Raw genomic sequence first — 17,659 nt, 5'->3', positions numbered from 1 at the left:
ATTCCGGACGATTGGACGATAGGGATCTTCGCTTGCGCAGAGCTTGATGGACGCCTGCAGCAGCGAACACGCAACAGAGGGCGGACCTAGGCATAGGCGGCCTCTCCCTCACTGTGTGAAGGAACGGCGGGATTGCCGCCACGGCTATATTGCCGGGGCGAACAGCCCATGACCCGCTTGAAGGCCGTGCTGAAGGCGCTTTCGGACTCGTAGCCGAGCGAGAGCGCGATGACGGAAACCGGATCGGCGGAATTCTCCAGTCTCTCCGCGGCCAGCAGCATTCGCCAGCGGGAGAGGTATTCCATCGGGGTTTCTCCGACCGTCTCCTTGAATTTGAGGGCGAAGGTCGATCGCGACATGGCGACGCGCTCCGCGAGCTCCTGCAACGTCCAGCGACGGGCGGGATCGTCATGCATGGCGCTGATCGCCGCGCCCATCTGCCTGTCCGCCAGGGCGAAGAGCCAACCGACGCCTCCTTTCCGCGCTTCCGAAAGATGCAGGCGCAGAGCCTGAACCAGAATCATGTGCGCGAGGTGCTGGACGACAAGGAAACCGCCGGGCTCCGGCTCGCGCAGCTCCTGCATCATCCGCTCCACGGACCAGCGCAGCGCCGTACGGTCAGCTTCCTTCCGGATATGCACGATGGGCGGCAGCATACGCAACAGGACGCCAGCGTGATCGCCGGCCAGCGCGAAACGGCTGCTGACGAGAGAAAAATCTCCGCCTCCGTTATATGAAACGACGCCGCCGCGCCGGGCAGGCGGAAAGATCAGGCCGGCGTCGACGGACGTTGCCGCCATGTCGCTCGCCAGGCGAAAAGGCCGCCCGCTCGGCAGCAGGAAGCAATCTCCCGTATCGAGGCGCACCGCATCCGGAATGCCTTCCACGGACAGCCAGCACCAGCCGGAAACCACCGCACCGCATTTGATGCCTTCCCCCTGTTGCGGGAACTGGATCGCCCATTTTCCGCCGGCCTCGAAGCCTGCCGACATGTAGTTCCGCGGTTTCAGCAGCGATAGCACGTCTGAAAGAGGATCCATGGAAAATCCGGACGATTGAAAAGATAGTGCGGACTTTACAGCATAGATCGTATTCACTCAACCGCCTATCACAACAGGACCCAGGCGGCGAGATGCAGCCGAGGTCATTAAACGATGTGATGGAGTGGTCTTGATGCGTGTTTTTGTTACGGGTGCTACAGGTTTTGTCGGCTCTGCCGTCGTCCAGGAACTGATCAATGCGGGGCATCAGGTGCTCGGTCTTGCCCGCTCGGATGCGGGCGCCAGCTCGCTTGCCGCTGCCGGCGCCGAGGTGCATCGGGGTGACCTTGAAGATCTGGAGAGCCTGCGCAGCGGCGCCGCCCTGGCGGATGGCGTCATCCACACCGCCTTCATCCACGATTTTTCGAAGTACAAGGAAAATTGCGAGATCGACAGACGCGCCATCGAAGCACTCGGCGCCGCGCTTGCCGGCTCCGATCACCCCTTGATCGTCACCTCCGGAACCGGGCTTCTTGCGCCAGGTCGTCTCTCGATCGAAGACGATGTGCCGACGTCCGGCTCGACCCCGATCCCCCGCGTCGCTTCGGAAGAGGCGGCGGCTTCGGTGGCGGCGCGCAGTGTGCGCACGTCGATCGTGCGCCTTCCGCCGTCCACCCATGGCGACGGTGACCATGGTTTCGTGCCGATCCTCATCAACATCGCACGGGAGAAGGGCGTTTCGGCCTATGTGGGCGACGGGGAAAACCTCTGGCCTGCGGTGCACCGGTTCGATGCCGCGCGCCTTTACCGGTTCGCGCTCGAAAGAGGAGCTGCCGAGCCCCGTTATCACGCGGTCGCCGAGGAAGGGATACCGTTCCGTGAGATCGCCGAGGTGATCGGCCGGCGCCTCGATCTGCCGGTCGTCGGCAAGGCTCCCGAAGAGGCGGCCGGCCATTTCGGCTGGTTCGCGCATTTCGCAGCGCTCGACTGCCCATCCTCAGCCGAGCGGACCCGCGAGCTGCTGGGGTGGCAACCGCGACGGCCGGGGCTCATTGCCGATCTCGACCGGCCACGCTATTTCGAAAAATGAACCGGCGCAAAACGACCCTGCAGGAACGATCGCCGGCAGAGGTACGGCGCGCGCAATCTGCAGGGTGGCCGCATTGATAACGGCCGGCGGGGAGGGGCTCCTCCCCGCATATTGGTGGGGGCGCCTTCTCTCAAGTGCCTGCGATAAGTCCGTAGACGACAACGAAGAGATAGACGGCGAATGCCGCCGCGGCCACGCCCGCGATGAACAGGGCAAGTCCCCGACCGGCGCTCATCTTCCTTCTCTTCTGCGCGGGATGATCCGCCGACGGCGACAGGCCCGTTGGGGTTTCGGTATCTTTCATGGGTTGCGCTCCTGAACGTCATTCCTGTCGCAACCTGTCTTTCAGGCGATAGTTCCAAGCCGCCGGTCATAGGAGGCAGAGCGGGCTCGCCCCATGCCGCCGGCTCGATCCTCTTTAAGGCTATTCAGCGAACATTCATTTAGCGAATGCCAATTCAGAATCGCCGCATCGCCTTGCGGCGGAGACCCGGCGCGTGAATCAAGCGAGACACAGGCCGGGTCTCTCTCAGACGGAATGAGGGCGCGGCGCGAATGATGGCGATCCTGAAACGACTATTGTTCTTCTGGAAGAAGCGCGGAAGTTCTACCGAAATCGATTATACTGCCGGGTATCGCGAGCCTTGGATCGAGCAATCCATTCGCGATTTCGAGAAGCGTCTGAAAGACTAGCAGGTTATTCGCCCCGAGCGAGGGCCGCGGTCTTTTCCGGCCCGATATTCCTGACCAAGGGATCGGCATGCCGGTGCGCGAGACGCCATTCCGATCCTTCGCGCCGATAGACCTGCGTGACCCTCAGCGACCAGTCCTGATCGGGCAAGCCAGCGACTTCGCCGTGTTGCCGCTCTATTATGACCAGCACGATCAGGTCTGAGGAGGTGTAGGATTTGGCTACCTCAAGGTGTGCGTCGCCCTTGCGGAAGTTGCGGGCGAGCACGGCCAGGCGCTCCGGGCTGTCGTCGAAACCGTGGCTCACCGGACCGCCGAAGGGCTGCATGAGGGTAAAGTCCTTGGCGAGCTTTATCATCGCTGCCCAGCGGGTCATATCGCCCGATACAAACGCCTGGGCCTCTTCCTCTGTGCGCCGGATGATCTCGTCAAGCGGCGGCTCGACGACCTCGCCGGCCTGGACCGACTTCACGCAGAAGACCATGGCGAGCGCCATCGCCACGCGACGTGAGATCGCTTTCATCCGGAGTTCGGTGTTTCTCTTCAAATGTGGCTGTCGGGTTCGTGTGAGCACGGGAAATCCTGTCGTGTTGTTTCTTCGAATGCCAAGCAACGGCGGGCGGGCTCTCACTCCCACTTCTCGCCTCTTGAATGAAGTGATATGATTGCAGCGATATGCTGAACCAGATTAATCTGTCCCGCATCGACCTCAATCTGCTGGTGTTGTTCGAGGTCGTGATGGAGGAGCGCCATGTCGGCCGTTCGGCCGAACGTCTCAACCTGTCGCCCTCGGCGATCAGCCATGGGCTCGGCCGGTTGCGCACAGTGCTGGGCGATCCGCTGTTCCTCAAGACGCCGAAAGGTGTGGTCCCGACCAACAGGGCCGAGGAGCTTGCTCCCGCGATTACGGACGTGCTGACGCGAATACGGGGTATCGTCGCCAGCACGGAGCCTTTCGATCCGGCGCGTTCCACCAGGCGTTTCACGATCGGCGCACCGGATGGCGTCTCGGCGGTGTTCCTGCCGCCGCTGCTCGACGTGCTGGCGAAGACCGCGCCTGCCGTTGCGGTCAGCATCCGGCAATTGCTGCCGAGGCAAGGCGAACCGAATCCGGACCTTGCCTGGCGCGACGCTCTTTCCGATCTCGAGGCGCGCGCGATGGATATAGCGATCATTCCCAACGGCGCGTTTCCGGCCCGCTTCGCGTATCGCCTGCTCTATCATGAGGATTTCGTGGTCGCGGCGCGGGCCGGACATCCTTTCGTTTCTGACGCGAACCTGCACAATTACTGCGCCGCGCAGCATCTCGTGGTTTCCCACTCGGGCGATGCCCACGGTTTCGTCGACAACGTGCTCGCGGAGCAGGGCCTGTCGCGGCGGGTCGCGCTGACGGTGCCCAACTTCATGTTCGCGCTTGCAGTGCTTTCTCGCAGCGATCTGATCTCGGCGCTGCCGCGACGTTTCGTGGCGGAGCATGCTGCCCGCTTTGGCGTCGTCGGCGTCGACGCGACGCTGCCGCTCGGTCGGTTCGACCTCAACATCGTCACGCCGCGGGTCGCGCTCGGGGACGCGGGCCTCGCATGGCTCGTCTCATTGCTCGCGCAGGTGGGCCCGGCAGTACCGACAGCCGCCAACTGAGACCATCCCCGCGTATCGTTCGAAATGTCGGCACTGGCGCAACGGCAGGCAAGCTCTTCTCAAGCCTTCACTGGCTCCATGCGACAATCGGCGGGATCAACCACCTAACGTCCGCTATGACTCTCCCACACGTAACACGCCGAACGACGCCCTGATGTCGGGCGCATTGCTGCCATCCGATGTTGATCCGATTCATCGCGTTGCCTTCTTGACATCGTTGCCAAGCCGATTTGTCAGGATGGCGCTCGTAATAAGGTGAACGAGATGGTCCGCCCGCGGCGCGAAAGAGGGTTGGTCGACCGCCCAGCCGAGAGCCGTTATCAGGGCGAACAGGTCGTCCCCATTCATATCGGCGCGCGCCGTTCCCTCGCCCTGAGCACGGAGCAGCAGTCGCGCGCCTGCCGAGTGCACCGCTGCGCACGAAGCATAAAGAGCGGAGTCCGGGTTCGTGTGGGCGGCCGCCATCATGGCGACAACGCCCCTATAGCTTTGGGTGAATGCCACCAATTCCCGAAACCAGGAGAGAAGTGCTTCGTCAGCCGAAGTCGACGTTTCGAGTTCGTCTGCCTTCTGCGTCAGTGCGTCCAGATTGGTACACAGCAACGCTTCGAACAGGGCTTCCCGCGTCGGGAAATGACGAAGGAGTGTGGCCAACCCGACGCCGGCCCGGCGGGCGATATCGCGCATCGACGCGTCGGCCCCATGCTCGGTGACGACGTCACGCGCAACGTTAAGAATTTGGCTGCGATTTTTTTCTGCGTCGGCTCGCATGGACTGCCTTGATAAACGGATCAATGGTTCACATATGTGGATCGGCGATCCGATTATGAAGCGGATCAGTGATCCATTATAGGTAGCGTGCGTATGCGCGAATGGCAACAGGCGCTGCCCGAGACGACGAAAGGAAAAGTCATGGGAAAGCTTGGTGGTAAGGTTGCAGTCATCACAGGTGGCGCTACCGGCATCGGCCGCGCCGCAGCAAAGCGCTTCATCGAGGAGGGCGCCTTCGTCTTCATCTTCGGCCGCCGGCAGGAAGCGCTCGACGCGGCTGTGGCCGACCTCGGGCCCAATGCCCGCGCGGTGAAGGGCTCGGTCTCCGATCCGGCCGACCTCGACCGGCTTTACGCGGCGGTGAAGGCCGAGCGCGGATCCCTCGACATCGTCTTCGCCAATGCCGGGGCGGGAAGCCCGCTTCCGCTCGGCAAGATTACCGCCGAGCATATTGACGAAACCTTCGACACCAATGTGAAGGGTACGATCTTCACCGTCCAGAAGGCGCTGCCGCTGATGGGCCATGGCGGTTCGATCATCCTGACGGGATCGAGCGCGGGCACCACGGGGGCCCCGGCATTCAGCGCCTACAGCGCGAGCAAGGCGGCAGTGCGCAACCTCGCGCGGACCTGGGCGGAGGACCTGAAGGGCACCGGCATCCGGGTAAACGTGCTGTCGCCCGGGCCGACCGCGACCGAACTCGCGAAGGAAGCGCTGGGCGAGGAAGGCCAGAAGGTCTTCGCCTCGATGAATCCGCTCCAGCGCATGGCCGATCCGGAGGAGATCGGAGCGGTAGCCGTCTTTCTCGCGTCGCAGGACAGCAGCTTCATGACCGCCAGCGAGGTCGCCGTCGACGGCGGCCTGGCGCAAATCTGACGCACTACGCCCGGCCGGACTTCGTTCAAATATTCGGAGCCCGTAGGGCTCGGTAACCGAGGGAAATACATGAGCTACGCAATCATCGGCTTCGGCAATATCGGCCAGGCCCTGGCCAAGGCGTTTGCCCGTAACGGCATCGAAGTATCCGTTGCAACCACGCGTGACCCGGAAGGCTTTGCATCCGCTGCGGCCGCGATCGGCCCCACGATCATTCCCAAAAAACTGGCGGACGCCGTCAAGGCGGACATCATCTTTTTGGCTGTCCGTTTCGAACAGCACCCGGATGTCGCGACGGCGCTTCCCACCTGGCAGGGCAAGACCATCGTCGATGTGACCAATGCCTACGGCGTGCCCCCTGAGGAACTGGGAGGACAGCCTTCGTCCAAGTCCGTCGCGCAGGCCTTCGCCGGTGGACGACTGGTCAAGGGCTTCAACCATTTGGTGGCTGCCGTCCTTGACCAAGATCCGGCCGTACATGGTGGCAGGAGAGTCGTGTTTCTGGCGAGCGACGATGACAGCGCCGCAGCGGAGATTGGTGCGCTTGCGGAAAAGCTCGGTTTCTCGGCGATCAAACTTGGCGGGCTTTCTGAAGGTGGACTGCTAGTCCAGGCGCGCGGCAATACCTGGGGTCAACTGATCTTCAAGGACTTTGTCAAGTTCGACGGATGAATCGTGCATGGGCGCAGCCGTAACGGCGCCTCTCGCATGACATCACTTACAAGGAGCAGCAGTATGCGCATTTTGGTTATCGGAGGGACCGGCCATATCGGTTCGTACATCATTCCCGAGCTCGTCGCCGCCGGACACGAGGTCACTGGCCTGGCCAGGTCGGACGCGGCCGTGGCGACGGTGTCCGCGCTCGGTGCCAAGGTGCGTCGCGGCAGCCTTGAGGATCTCGACGGGCTCAAGGAGGCGGCCGCAGACTCCGACGGTGTCATCCACGTCGCACACAGGCAAGACCTGCTTCCCTCCGGCGGGATCGACGCCGTGGCCGCCGCGGAGCTCCAGATCATGCTCGCTTACGGCGAGGCACTGGCAGGGACCGGAAAGCCGCTGGTCGTGTCGGGGAGCATTGGCTCGCCCGGGTGGGAAAACCTGGGCCGGCCGGCCACCGAGGAGGACCCGGCCCTTCCCGGCGGCGACGCGTATAAGGGTACTCTGCGGGTTCGCAACATCGTGGAAACCACCGTAATCGGTCTCGCGGAGCGGGGCGTGCGGTCTTCGGTCGTGCGGATTCCTCCCATCGCGCACAGCACGACCGATAATGCCGGCTTCCTCCCGCTGCTGATCGGGCTTGCGAAGGAGAAGGGCGTCATCGGCTACCCCGGAGACGGCGCGAACCTGTGGCCGGCCGTGCACGCCCGCGATCTCGCCTCTTTGTTCCGCCTGGCGCTGGAGAAGGGCCCAGCCGGCAGACACTGGCACGCGGTTGCCGACGAGGGTATCCCGTTCCGCGAAATCGCCGAGGCCATTGGCAGCCGTCTGAACCTACCGGCCGTGCCCATTCCCGCCGATGTCCTGATGCTGCCGGGGTACTTTGGGTTCCTCGCGAATTTGGTCAGGCTGGACGTCCCGGCGTCCAATCTCATCACCCGCCAAGCCCTCGGCTGGGAACCCGCTCAGCCCGGCCTGCTCGCCGACTTGGACAACGGCCATTACTTCCCCGCCGGCTGATCCCGCGTAGAGACCACGAACAACGTTCCACTTCTTCAGGAGACTGAACATGAGCACTATCAGCATCATCGGCGCAGGAGCCATGGCCGCCGCGATCGCGGGCCGTACCGCCAAGGCCGGACACACTGTCGAGGTGATCAACCGCGACACCGCCAAGGCGCGGGCGCTCGCCGACCGGCTCGCAGCCGGAGCGACGGCAGGGACGTACGGCGCCGCGCCTGCGGGCGACATCGTCATCCTCGCCGTGCCGTACTCCGGTGCGGCCGCGGTGGTGGCCGACTTTGGGGAAGCGCTCGACGGCAAGGTGATCATCGACATCGCCAACCCGGTTGCCCCCGACCTTTCGGGCCTCGTCACCCCGCATGGCAGCTCTGGTGCGCAGGAGACCGCCAAGGGCCTCCCCGCCGGCGCGCATGTCGTGAAGGCGTTCAATACGATCTTCGGTCACGTACTTACCAAGGGTGGACGCCTCGACGCGTTTATCGCAGCCGACGATGCGGAAGCAAAGGCGCACGTCTCGACCTTCCTCGAAAGCCTCGGGCTGCGTCCGTTCGATGTCGGTGGCCTGCACATGGCCCAGACGCTAGAGGCGCTCGGCCTGATGATGATCGGCCTGGCCAAAAAGGGTGCCGGCACCTGGGACTTCGCCATGAACGTCGATCTCGGGGCGTAGGGGTAGCGCGACAACGATATTCGCAATCCCCATGGCAAAGAGGTCAAGCACATATACCACCCGGCGCCCGGCCTGCTCGCCTCCTTCCAGGATCGTGTTGCAGTATCTGCGCTATGTGTTAGCCGCTGCAGATAAGTACAGGGTCGCGCACATTTGGGGGGCCGGGCATTCGATGGTCCGCTTGTCGAGGCATTGTGGAGCGAGCGCTCCGAGACGATGCTGGCGAAGTGGCTGCGATCTGATGCTGTGCCGCTTGTTATGATGCGGTGATCGGCGGCTATATCGGCCCATAGAGGGCAATCGGCGGCCAATGGCGGAAGAGGTGGGATTCGAACCCACGGTACGGTTTCCCGCACGCCGGTTTTCAAGACCGGTTCCTTAAACCGCTCGGACACTCTTCCTTCTCGGCTGTGGCTTTATAGCCGGCCGCATTTCGGCGTCAACCAAGGGAGATCATTTCGCGTCAAAATCCTCATCTCGGCTCCACCGAGAGACTGAGATAGGTCGGGTCGAATTCCGCGACCTCCTTCAACCGCTCCCAATCCAGGATCGTGACGGTCTGGTTGACCCACGAGATCAGGCCTTCCCGCCGAAGCGTCTGGATGACGCGGTTCATGTGCACAAGCGACAGCCCCAGAACATCGGCCATCTCGCCCTGGGAAAGAGGCAGATAGAAGCTCCAGCCGTTGACCCGGTGAACCACCCGAAGCCGGACGAACAGTTCGCAGATGATGTGGGCGAGGTGGGAGGCCTTGGAACGCCGGCCCATGGCGACGATCCAGGCCCGGTGGATCGAGCCGTGGACCAGCGTATCGAGCCAGAGCATGCGGGTCAGATGGGGATGGCGTTCGGTCACCAGCTTGAGTTCCGCGTGATCGGCATAGGCCACATGACAGGCGGAGAGCGCGACGACGCCGTGATCCATGGTCTTTAGAAGGAAGGCATGCAGATCGACGAAATCGCCGGCCACATGGATCGCCGTGATCTGCCGCGTCCCCTCCGCCGTCAGCTTGTAACGGGCCGCGAAGCCATCGATGAGCAGGCTGCTATGGCCAGGTCTGAACCCCTCGACCACCAGATCCTCCCCCGTCGGAAACCGCCGCTCCCTGCCAATGATGTCTCCGAGTATATCCTGCTCCTCGTCGGTCAGAACGTCATGCTGTCCGAGATTGAGAAGCAGGGATTCGATCACGTTCTTCCTCGGTGATTTCCTGTGCCGACAAGGTTTGGGGAAACATCATATAGGGCTATCAAACCGCGGGACCACCGGAAAGGAACAAAATCCCCAACCGGTAATTCGGGTGCAATGTATGAAGGCGGGAAGAACGGCATGGCGCGATATTTCTTCGATCTCGTCAACGGCAGCGGCCTCATTCGCGACGAGCAGGGCCAGGATGTATCCACCCGCGAGGACATCAGCCGGGAAGTGAGCCGGATTCTGGTGGATATCGCTTCGGAAGAACTTCCGGGCAGCGGAGACGGCGCAATCTCCGTCACAGTACGCGACGAACGGGGCCGGCCGGTGCTTACCGGCAACCTGTCGTTCAAAACCCGCTGGCATGACGACGCGGAAACCGATTCCAAGTAATGGCCGGGTCGGGACCCTCCAAACCTCGTTTGCCACCCGCCGCATGAACCAATGGTTAACCATAGTGCGCAGAAGTTTATCTATCCGCCCGATTTCATTCGCATTGTTGCCATTTTGCCGGCAAAACTCCCATTCCATTGAGTTCGGCGACATAGGGGTATGTCCCGAACCGGTTCAATGGCTGCGAAAAGCGGGACAGTAACGAGGACTGTCGACTGCTCGTCGCGGCGAAAGCGGCATGGGACGACGGGTTTGGGTTTGAGTGGCGGCAAGCTTTCGCTGGGTGCGAAATGGCTCGGGATAACGATGGTCTGCGTGGGGATGGCCTCTTGCGCCACGACCGAGGCTCCGAAGAAGAAATCCCGCAGCAAGGAATATTTCTCCGAAAAGGAATACGGCGTTAAGGCCAGCCCGCGGGTTGTTCGCGAAGGCCAGGCCGTGCCGAAGGGCGGCGGTCGCTTCATAGTCGGTCAGCCCTATGAGGTAAAGGGCAAGACCTACGTTCCGAAGGAAGACCCGAACTACAACAAGAACGGTCTTGCCTCCTGGTACGGCTCGGCCTTCCACGGGCGGCTCACCGCCAATGGGGAGGTCTACGACAGCGACCACCTGTCGGCCGCTCATCCGACCTTTCCGCTGCCGAGCTACGCACGCGTCACCAATCTGGACACCGGCTCGTCGGTCATCGTCCGCGTCAACGATCGCGGCCCCTATCATCCGGGCCGCATCATCGACGTCTCCAGCAAGACGGCCGATCTGCTCGATATCAAGCGGACCGGCACCGGGCATTTCAACGTGCAGTATGTGGGCCGCGCGCGCATGGACGGCAGGGACATGCCGTTCCTGATGGCATCCTATGTCCGCAAGGGCGACCGCCTGCCGTCGATCCAGCCGGAAGGGCAGATCGCGACCGGTGTCATGGTCGCCTCAAACCAGCCGCTCGGCGACCAGCTTCAGAGCTATGGTTCCGCCGTGCCGAAGCCGGTCGCGCTTGCCGGACGCACGCCGAACGGCGCGGCGCCGGTCCCGGCCGCAACCCGGGCATTCCAGGCTATCGAGCAGTTCGCCGTGCTGCCGCAACTCGGTCCGGTGCCCGCGGAGCGGCCGGCAGGCGGCGACATGCGCCAGCCGGTCAGGACCGTTGCGGCCGCCTATGCCGCCGAACCGTCGAGGGCCCCGCAGGTCATGTTCGGCAACATGATCCTCGAATCTCCAAGACCCGCTCAAAAGCCCGTGCGTTGAGTCTCGTGCCGATTGCCGCCCGCAATCGGCACTGCTACGCATGGGGATGAAACGGTCTGTGGTGATGATGCGACGCCTTCTGTTCCTCCTTTGCCTGGCTATCCTTGCAGCCGCCCGCCTCTCCGGAGCCGCGAACGCGCAGGAGCCTTCGTCCGGTTTCGTCACCAAGGCCAAACAGGTCTACATGGTGGAGGCGAAGACCGGCACGGTGCTGCTCGCCTCCAACGAAAACCAGACTTTCCCGCCCGCATCGCTCGCCAAACTGATGACGATGGAGGTCGTCTTCAGCGCCATGAAAAGGGGCGAGATCAGCCAGGACACGGTCTATCCCGTCAGCGAACATGCCTGGCGGACCGGCGGAGCGCCTTCCGGCACGACCACCATGTTCGCGGCGCTGAAATCCCAGGTGCGCGTCGAGGACCTCGTCAAGGGCGTGATCATCCAGAATGCCAACGACGCCTGCATCGTGCTGGCCGAGGGTATTTCTCGCTCCGACGCGGAATTCGCCGCGCGCATGACCGCACGCGCCAAGGACCTCGGCCTTACCCGCTCGGTCTTCGGCAATTCCACCGGGCTGCCGGGTGCGGAGAGCCGCACCACCGCGCGCGATCTGGTCGAGCTCGCACGACACATCCATCGCGAATATCCGGAATTCTATCCGCTCTATGCGCAGCCGGATTTCGAATGGAACAGGATTTTCCAGCGCAACAAGAACCCGCTGATGGCTCTCAACATCGGCATCGACGGCCTGGGCGCCGGTTTTGCGGAGGGCTCCGGTTACGCGCTGGTCGCCTCGGTGGAGCGGAACGGCACGCGGCTCTTCCTGGCGATGGGTGGCCTTGCGAGCGACAAGGAGAGGCTCGAGGAAGCACGCCGGGTTCTGGAATGGGGGCTTTCGTCATTCGAGACCAAGGTGCTCTTCCGCCCAGGCGAGGTTATCGGGCAGGCGAGCGTCTACGGCGGCACCTCACGTTACGTCGATCTCGTCGCGAGAGAACCTGTCGACATCTATCTGCCGACCAATAACCCCGACCGACTGAGCGGGCGGATCGTCTATCGCTGGCCGCTCAGAGCGCCGGTCGCCGAAGGGCAGGACGTCGGCGTATTGAGAATTTCCGCAGGAGACCGGGTGGTGCGGGAGGTGCCGCTGGTGACGGGGCAATCGGTCGGGACGGGCAGCCTCACGAGCCAGGCGACCGATGCTCTCCTGGAACTGATGTTCTTCTGGCTTTAGCATGCAGACGTTGTTTCGCAGCGCACTCGTATGCGTTATAAGCCGATAAAGAAGTGAGTGCGGAAAGACGCGTGGCAGAACATACCGGATTGTTCGTGACTTTCGAGGGCGGGGAGGGGGCTGGCAAATCCACCCAGATTCGCCGGCTGGCTGACCAGTTGCGCCGGCGCGGCCATGACGTGCTGATGACCCGCGAACCGGGCGGTTCTCCGGGGGCGGAGGCGGTGCGCCACGTTCTTCTCTCGGGCGCGGCGGAGGAATTCGGTGTGCGCATGGAAGCCATCCTGTTTGCCGCCGCCCGCAACGATCACGTCGAGGAAGTCATCCGGCCCGCGCTCGAAAGCGGCGCGATCGTGCTCTGCGACCGCTTCATCGATTCCTCACGCGTCTATCAGGGCGTCACCGGCAACCTGGAGCCGGATTTCATCGAGGCGCTGCAGCGGATCGCGATCGACGGCGTGGTGCCGGACTGCACGCTAATCCTCGATCTGCCGGCCGAAGTGGGGCTGAAGCGCGCCCGCAAGCGGAGTGCAGAGAACGCTCCGGACCGTTTCGAACGCGAGGAGATCGAGACGCACGAGAAGCGCCGGGAGGCCTATCTGGAGATCGCGGAGGCCGAGCCAGAACGCTGCCGCGTGGTGAATGCCGAGCGCCCGGAAGAGGAGATCGCGGAGGAGATTTTGGCGATCGTCGAACCGATGGTGCGCGAGCTCCGCTCCGCTCGGGCGGCCAGCACGGAATCGGTCGGATGAGCGAGGAAACCCCGGGCATTCTCGACGGCGCCGTACCGCCGGCACGCAATCCGCATCTCTACGGTCACCGGGCCGCCGAGGATTTCCTTGCCCGCAGTTACCGCTCCGGCAAGGGCCACCACGCGATCCTGATCGAAGGCCCGGAGGGAATCGGCAAGACGACGCTCGCCTTCCGCTTCGCCAATCATGTGCTCACCCATCCAGATCCCGCGACGGCACCCGATCATATCGCCGATCCGGACCCGGATTCGCCCGTCAGCCGGCAGATCGCCTCGGGCGCCTCGCACAATCTTCTGCATCTGGCCCGACCGGTGGACGAAAAGACCGGCAAGACAAAGGCTGCGATCACCGTGGACGAGGTACGCAGGGCAGGGCACTTCTTCTCGCAGACGTCCGGCACGGGCAACTGGCGGATCGTCATCATCGATCCCGCCGACGACCTCAACCGCAATGCGGCGAATGCCATCCTGAAGATTCTCGAAGAGCCGCCGCGGCGGGCGCTCTTCCTGGTGCTGTCCCATGCGCCCGGGAAACTCCTGCCGACGATCCGCTCCCGTTGCCAGCCGCTGAAACTGTCACCGCTGAGTGACGGCGATCTTGCGAAGGCGCTGGCCGGACTTGGAATGCCGCTCGACGGCGGCAAGACCGAGGAAATGGTGCTCTCGATGGGGAAGGGCAGCGTCTCGCAGGCGCTAAAACTCCTGAATTACGGCGGCACCGAGATCATCGCCGCCTTCGACGAGGTGATCGCCGCGGAAGGCCCGACGGCGCGCAAAGCCATGCACCGGCTGGCGGACGTGCTATCCGGCAAGGAGAGCGACGTGATCTTCGGCTTCTTCCTGGAGCATCTGAGCGACCATCTCGTCGGCCGGGCACGAGCGGCAGCGCTTGGCGGCGACCTTGCAGCCGCCGACCGTCAGGCGAAACTCGTCAGCGACATCGGCGAGAAGATCACCGTCGCGCAGGCTTACAACCTCGACCGCAAGCAGACGATCCTCTCGATCCTTGAGGCCGCCAGACGCTAGGCGAGGGAACCTCATAGAGGAACTTTGTGTTTCGCATCCGCGAAACATGCGCTAAGAGCGGCATGAACAAATCCAAGTGCCCGAGTGCCCCATGTCCGACAAGACGCCCTATTACATCACCACCGCGATTTCCTACCCGAACGGCAAGCCGCATATCGGCCATGCCTATGAGCTGATCGCGACGGATGCCATGGCGCGCTTCCAGCGCCTCGACGGCAAGGATGTCTTCTTCCTGACCGGCACGGACGAGCACGGCCAAAAGATGCAGCAGACGGCGCGTGCCGAAGGGGTCACCCCGGAGGAGCTTGCGGAACGCAACTCCACCGAATTCCGCGGGATGGGCCGGCTGTTGAACGCGTCGAACGACGATTTCATCCGCACCACCGAACCGCGCCATCACGAGGCTTCCAGGGACATCTGGAACCTGATGGCCGATAACGGCGACATCTACAAGGATACCTATGCTGGCTGGTATTCGGTGCGCGACGAGGCCTATTACGCCGAAAACGAGACCGAAGTGCGCGATGGCGTGCGTTACGGACCGCAGGGCACGCCGGTCGAATGGGTGGAGGAGTCGAGTTATTTCTTCCGGCTTTCCGCCTATGGCGACAAGCTGCTCAAGCACTATGAGGAGAACCCGGACTTCATCGGCCCGAACGAGCGCCGCAACGAAGTGATTTCCTTCGTCAAGTCCGGCCTCAGGGACCTGTCGGTTTCCCGCACCACCTTCGATTGGGGTATCAAGGTACCGAACGATCCGGCGCATGTCATGTACGTGTGGGTCGATGCGCTGACCAACTACATCACCGCCACCGGCTATCTGGAGGACCCGAAAGGTCCGCGCGCAAAATACTGGCCGGCGGATGTGCATATCATCGGCAAGGACATCATCCGCTTCCACGCCGTCTATTGGCCGGCCTTCCTGATGTCGGCCAGGCTGCCGTTGCCGAAGCGTGTCTACGCGCATGGCTTCGTGCTGAACGCCGGCGAGAAGATGTCGAAATCGCTCGGCAACGTCGTCGATCCGTTCGAGCTTCTGGAAAAGTTCGGGCTCGACTACGTGCGCTATTATCTCTGCCGCGAGATTTCCTTCGGCCAGGACGGCAATTGCAACGAGCAGCTCATCGCAGCCCGCGTCAATGCGGACCTCGCCAACGGCATCGGCAATCTCGCCAGCCGCTCGCTGTCGATGATCGTCAAGAATTGCGACGGCCACATTCCGGAGCCCGGCGAACTTACCGACGCGGACAGGGAACTGCTCGCCGCGGCCGACGGGCTCATCGCGATCTGCCGGGAGGAGATGAGCAAGCAGGCCATCCACCGGGCGCTCGCGGCGATCATCGGCGTCGTTTCCGATACGGACCGCTATTTCGCCGCCCAGGCGCCCTGGGTGCTGAGGAAAACCGATCCGGCCCGCATGGCCACGGTGCTCTACGTGACGGCGGAAGTGGTGCGCCAGATCGCCATCCTGCTGCAGCCCTTCATGCCGGAATCGTCTGCCAAACTGCTCGATCTGGTGGCGGCGCCGGCCGACAGCCGAGACTTTGCCGCGCTTGGGCAAGCCGGCCGTCTGAAGCCGGGCACGGCCCTCGAAGCGCCGCAGCCGGTCTTCCCGCGTTACGTGGCGCCCGAAACGACCTCGTAAGGCTTGTTCATGCTGATCGATACCCATTGCCATCTGGATTTTGCCGATTTCGCGGAGGAACGCGATGCGATCGTCGCGCGCGCTCACGAGGCCGGCGTGAAGCAGATGGTGACCATTTCGACGCGGGTGCGAAAACTGGACGGCCTTTTGGCGATCACGGAGAAATATCCCTCGGTTTTCTGTTCCGTCGGCACGCATCCGAACAATGCCGGCGAGGAACTGGACGTCCAGACGGAAGACCTAGTGCGGCTCGCCAACCAGCATGAGAAGATCGTCGCGATCGGCGAAGCGGGGCTCGACTATTTCTACGACACGCAGACGCCGGCCGACCAGAAGACCGGGTTCGTCCGCCATATCGCGGCGGCACGCGAAACCGGTTTGCCGCTCGTGATCCACAGCCGCAGCGCCGACGAGGACATGATCGATATCCTGACCACGGAAAGCGGGAAGGGGGCCTTCCCCTTCATCCTGCACTGCTTTTCTTCGGGAGCCGACCTCGCCCGCACCGGCGTCGAGCTCGGCGGATACGTGTCGTTCTCCGGCATTCTGACCTTCCCGAAATCGGAAGAACTGCGGGACATAGCCAAAGCCGTGCCGACGGATCGGCTGCTGGTCGAGACCGACGCGCCGTATCTGGCGCCGAAGCGCTGGCGCGGCAAACGCAACGAGCCTTCCTATGTGATCAATACGGCCGAGGTGCTCGCCGAATGCAAGGGCGTCGCTTGTGAGGAGATCGCCCGGATCACCACGGAGAATGCGTTCCGCATCTTCTCCAAGATGCCGAGGCTCTGACCGGTGGCACGGTATCGGCGGCGCTTCACCATCCTCGGCTGCTCGTCGTCGCCAGGCGTGCCGCGGCCCAACGGCGACTGGGGCGCCTGCAATCCGAACAATCCCAAGAACCACCGGACCCGTGCGGCTTTCATGGTCGAACAGATCGGGCCTGATGGCGGCAGCACCGTTGTCGTGGTCGATACCGGACCGGATTTCCGCCAGCAGATGGTGGCCGCCAATGTGCAGCGGGTCGATGCGGTGCTTTATACCCATGCGCATGCGGATCACCTGCACGGCATCGACGACCTGCGGACCTATTTCATGCTGCAGCGGCATCGCATCCCGATCCATGCCGATCCGTTCACGATGGAGCGTATACGCCAGGGCTTCGGCTATTGCCTCGAAACGCCGCCGGGCGGCAATTATCCGCCGATCGTTCGCCCGTTCCTGATCGAGAGCATGGACGAGCCGATCATCGTTGACGGGCCGGGCGGGCCGATCCGCTTCCTGCCTTATCGACAGGCGCATGGCGACATCTATTCGCTGGGGTTCAGGATCGGCGACGTGGCCTATAGCAGCGACGTCAGCGACTTTCCTCCGGAGACCGTTGCCAGGCTCGGGGGGCTCGACGTGCTGATCATCGACGCGCTGCAATACAAATACCATCCGAGCCATCTGTCGCTCGAACAGGCGCTCGACTGGATCGCGCGGCTTTCACCGAAACATGCCGTCCTGACGCATATGCATATTCCTCTGGACTACGATATCGTCATGGCTGAAACGCCGGCCAATGTGGAGCCGGCCCATGACGGACTGGCATTCGATGTCGATGTCTCGGAAGGCGAGCTTTAGTCTTTACAGTCTGACGACAGATGCAGCGCCAAGCCGTTGATTTTCTTTTCATGTGGATCAGTTCCATAATCTATCTTATGTGATTATTGGATGTAGCCGCAAAGTTGAAGTGTCCTGTTTCTGCAAAGTTGGAATGTCACACTCCCCCGGCC

The 17,659-nt window shown here is 62.8% G+C and carries 19 protein-coding genes and 1 tRNA gene; 14 read left to right on the top strand and 6 right to left on the bottom strand.

Annotated features, from left to right (window positions below; all coding sequences use genetic code 11):
- Positions 1-86: 86 nt before the first annotated feature.
- Positions 87-1,040, bottom strand: a complete 954-nt coding sequence (locus ACMGE0_RS27635) for an AraC family transcriptional regulator (protein WP_436819096.1) — start codon at positions 1,038-1,040, stop codon at positions 87-89.
- Between the two features lie 133 nt (positions 1,041-1,173).
- On the opposite strand from ACMGE0_RS27635, the gene ACMGE0_RS27630 reads away from it, so the two are divergent.
- A complete protein-coding gene (locus ACMGE0_RS27630) occupies positions 1,174-2,070 on the top strand; it encodes an SDR family oxidoreductase (RefSeq protein WP_436819095.1) in 897 nt (298 codons plus the stop codon).
- 130 nt (positions 2,071-2,200) lie between these two features.
- Here ACMGE0_RS27630 and ACMGE0_RS27625 read toward each other — a convergent pair whose 3' ends face one another.
- Complete coding sequence (locus tag ACMGE0_RS27625; RefSeq protein ID WP_436819094.1) at positions 2,201-2,374, bottom strand: hypothetical protein; 174 nt, start codon at positions 2,372-2,374, stop codon at positions 2,201-2,203.
- Between the two features lie 393 nt (positions 2,375-2,767).
- The gene (locus tag ACMGE0_RS27620; protein WP_436819093.1) at positions 2,768-3,283 is read right to left on the bottom strand and encodes a nuclear transport factor 2 family protein; all 516 of its coding nucleotides are present in this window, start codon (positions 3,281-3,283) and stop codon (positions 2,768-2,770) included.
- A gap of 152 nt (positions 3,284-3,435) precedes the next feature.
- Between ACMGE0_RS27620 and ACMGE0_RS27615 the strand changes: the two genes are divergently transcribed.
- The gene (locus ACMGE0_RS27615) at positions 3,436-4,398 is read left to right on the top strand and encodes a LysR family transcriptional regulator (RefSeq protein WP_436819092.1); all 963 of its coding nucleotides are present in this window, start codon (positions 3,436-3,438) and stop codon (positions 4,396-4,398) included.
- A 192-nt stretch (positions 4,399-4,590) separates the two neighbouring features.
- Here ACMGE0_RS27615 and ACMGE0_RS27610 read toward each other — a convergent pair whose 3' ends face one another.
- A complete protein-coding gene (locus tag ACMGE0_RS27610) occupies positions 4,591-5,169 on the bottom strand; it encodes a TetR/AcrR family transcriptional regulator (RefSeq protein ID WP_436819091.1) in 579 nt (192 codons plus the stop codon).
- 141 nt (positions 5,170-5,310) lie between these two features.
- Between ACMGE0_RS27610 and ACMGE0_RS27605 the strand changes: the two genes are divergently transcribed.
- The 4 genes from ACMGE0_RS27605 to ACMGE0_RS27590 all read left to right on the top strand — a co-directional run bounded on the left by ACMGE0_RS27605 (position 5,311) and on the right by ACMGE0_RS27590 (position 8,395).
- Positions 5,311-6,045, top strand: coding sequence for an SDR family NAD(P)-dependent oxidoreductase (locus tag ACMGE0_RS27605; RefSeq protein WP_436819090.1), 735 nt, complete (start codon positions 5,311-5,313; stop codon positions 6,043-6,045).
- Positions 6,046-6,114: 69 nt separating this feature from the next.
- A complete protein-coding gene (locus ACMGE0_RS27600) occupies positions 6,115-6,717 on the top strand; it encodes an NADPH-dependent F420 reductase (RefSeq protein ID WP_436819089.1) in 603 nt (200 codons plus the stop codon).
- Between the two features lie 63 nt (positions 6,718-6,780).
- Positions 6,781-7,722 (top strand): SDR family oxidoreductase, encoded by a 942-nt coding sequence (locus tag ACMGE0_RS27595; RefSeq protein ID WP_436819088.1) that lies wholly within the window; start codon positions 6,781-6,783, stop codon positions 7,720-7,722.
- Positions 7,723-7,765: 43 nt separating this feature from the next.
- Entirely contained in the window at positions 7,766-8,395 is a 630-nt protein-coding gene (locus tag ACMGE0_RS27590; RefSeq protein ID WP_436819178.1) for an NADPH-dependent F420 reductase, read from the top strand.
- 311 nt (positions 8,396-8,706) lie between these two features.
- On the opposite strand, the gene ACMGE0_RS27585 is transcribed toward ACMGE0_RS27590, so the two are convergent.
- A tRNA-Ser gene (locus ACMGE0_RS27585) sits at positions 8,707-8,796 on the bottom strand.
- A gap of 71 nt (positions 8,797-8,867) precedes the next feature.
- A complete protein-coding gene (locus tag ACMGE0_RS27580) occupies positions 8,868-9,587 on the bottom strand; it encodes a Crp/Fnr family transcriptional regulator (protein WP_436819087.1) in 720 nt (239 codons plus the stop codon).
- Between the two features lie 138 nt (positions 9,588-9,725).
- Between ACMGE0_RS27580 and ACMGE0_RS27575 the strand changes: the two genes are divergently transcribed.
- From ACMGE0_RS27575 to ACMGE0_RS27540, 8 genes are all read left to right on the top strand, one after another.
- Positions 9,726-9,983, top strand: coding sequence for a DUF6894 family protein (locus tag ACMGE0_RS27575; protein ID WP_436819086.1), 258 nt, complete (start codon positions 9,726-9,728; stop codon positions 9,981-9,983).
- Positions 9,984-10,289: 306 nt separating this feature from the next.
- Positions 10,290-11,225: a septal ring lytic transglycosylase RlpA family protein gene (locus ACMGE0_RS27570; protein ID WP_436819177.1), complete on the top strand. Its 936-nt coding sequence runs from the start codon at positions 10,290-10,292 to the stop codon at positions 11,223-11,225.
- Positions 11,226-11,292: 67 nt separating this feature from the next.
- Positions 11,293-12,459: a D-alanyl-D-alanine carboxypeptidase family protein gene (locus ACMGE0_RS27565; protein WP_436819176.1), complete on the top strand. Its 1,167-nt coding sequence runs from the start codon at positions 11,293-11,295 to the stop codon at positions 12,457-12,459.
- Between the two features lie 71 nt (positions 12,460-12,530).
- Positions 12,531-13,211, top strand: a complete 681-nt coding sequence (gene tmk / locus ACMGE0_RS27560) for a dTMP kinase (protein WP_436819085.1) — start codon at positions 12,531-12,533, stop codon at positions 13,209-13,211.
- The gene (locus ACMGE0_RS27555; protein ID WP_436819084.1) at positions 13,208-14,236 is read left to right on the top strand and encodes a DNA polymerase III subunit delta'; all 1,029 of its coding nucleotides are present in this window, start codon (positions 13,208-13,210) and stop codon (positions 14,234-14,236) included. Before tmk ends, ACMGE0_RS27555 begins: the two co-directional genes overlap by 4 nt.
- 91 nt (positions 14,237-14,327) lie before the next feature.
- The gene (gene metG / locus ACMGE0_RS27550; RefSeq protein ID WP_436819083.1) at positions 14,328-15,881 is read left to right on the top strand and encodes a methionine--tRNA ligase; all 1,554 of its coding nucleotides are present in this window, start codon (positions 14,328-14,330) and stop codon (positions 15,879-15,881) included.
- A gap of 9 nt (positions 15,882-15,890) precedes the next feature.
- Positions 15,891-16,673: a TatD family hydrolase gene (locus ACMGE0_RS27545; RefSeq protein ID WP_436819082.1), complete on the top strand. Its 783-nt coding sequence runs from the start codon at positions 15,891-15,893 to the stop codon at positions 16,671-16,673.
- A 3-nt stretch (positions 16,674-16,676) separates the two neighbouring features.
- Positions 16,677-17,507 carry an MBL fold metallo-hydrolase gene (locus tag ACMGE0_RS27540; RefSeq protein WP_436819081.1) on the top strand — a complete coding sequence of 277 codons (831 nt, stop codon included), beginning with the start codon at positions 16,677-16,679 and terminating at the stop codon, positions 17,505-17,507.
- Positions 17,508-17,659 lie beyond the last annotated feature (152 nt).

The sequence above is a fragment of the Neorhizobium descurainiae genome (assembly GCF_051400715.1).
Classification (GTDB): Bacteria; Pseudomonadota; Alphaproteobacteria; order Rhizobiales; family Rhizobiaceae; genus Neorhizobium.
The sequence above is the reverse complement of the archived record's forward strand: the minus strand, read 5'-3'. Positions and strand labels throughout refer to the sequence as shown.

Bases quoted from the DNA above. Each gene is read 5' to 3' on its own strand.
- ACMGE0_RS27635 (WP_436819096.1), bottom strand. From the start codon at position 1,040: ATGGATCCTCTTTCAGACGTGCTATCGCTGCTGAAACCGCGGAACTAC.
- ACMGE0_RS27620 (WP_436819093.1), bottom strand. From the start codon at position 3,283: ATGAAAGCGATCTCACGTCGCGTGGCGATGGCGCTCGCCATGGTCTTC.
- ACMGE0_RS27555 (WP_436819084.1), top strand. From the start codon at position 13,208: ATGAGCGAGGAAACCCCGGGCATTCTCGACGGCGCCGTACCGCCGGCA.
- ACMGE0_RS27565 (WP_436819176.1), top strand. From the start codon at position 11,293: ATGCGACGCCTTCTGTTCCTCCTTTGCCTGGCTATCCTTGCAGCCGCC.
- ACMGE0_RS27600 (WP_436819089.1), top strand. From the start codon at position 6,115: ATGAGCTACGCAATCATCGGCTTCGGCAATATCGGCCAGGCCCTGGCC.
- ACMGE0_RS27630 (WP_436819095.1), top strand. From the start codon at position 1,174: ATGCGTGTTTTTGTTACGGGTGCTACAGGTTTTGTCGGCTCTGCCGTC.
- ACMGE0_RS27615 (WP_436819092.1), top strand. From the start codon at position 3,436: ATGCTGAACCAGATTAATCTGTCCCGCATCGACCTCAATCTGCTGGTG.
- ACMGE0_RS27595 (WP_436819088.1), top strand. From the start codon at position 6,781: ATGCGCATTTTGGTTATCGGAGGGACCGGCCATATCGGTTCGTACATC.
- ACMGE0_RS27605 (WP_436819090.1), top strand. From the start codon at position 5,311: ATGGGAAAGCTTGGTGGTAAGGTTGCAGTCATCACAGGTGGCGCTACC.
- ACMGE0_RS27625 (WP_436819094.1), bottom strand. From the start codon at position 2,374: ATGAAAGATACCGAAACCCCAACGGGCCTGTCGCCGTCGGCGGATCAT.
- ACMGE0_RS27610 (WP_436819091.1), bottom strand. From the start codon at position 5,169: ATGCGAGCCGACGCAGAAAAAAATCGCAGCCAAATTCTTAACGTTGCG.
- ACMGE0_RS27570 (WP_436819177.1), top strand. From the start codon at position 10,290: ATGGTCTGCGTGGGGATGGCCTCTTGCGCCACGACCGAGGCTCCGAAG.
- ACMGE0_RS27545 (WP_436819082.1), top strand. From the start codon at position 15,891: ATGCTGATCGATACCCATTGCCATCTGGATTTTGCCGATTTCGCGGAG.
- metG (WP_436819083.1), top strand. From the start codon at position 14,328: ATGTCCGACAAGACGCCCTATTACATCACCACCGCGATTTCCTACCCG.
- ACMGE0_RS27575 (WP_436819086.1), top strand. From the start codon at position 9,726: ATGGCGCGATATTTCTTCGATCTCGTCAACGGCAGCGGCCTCATTCGC.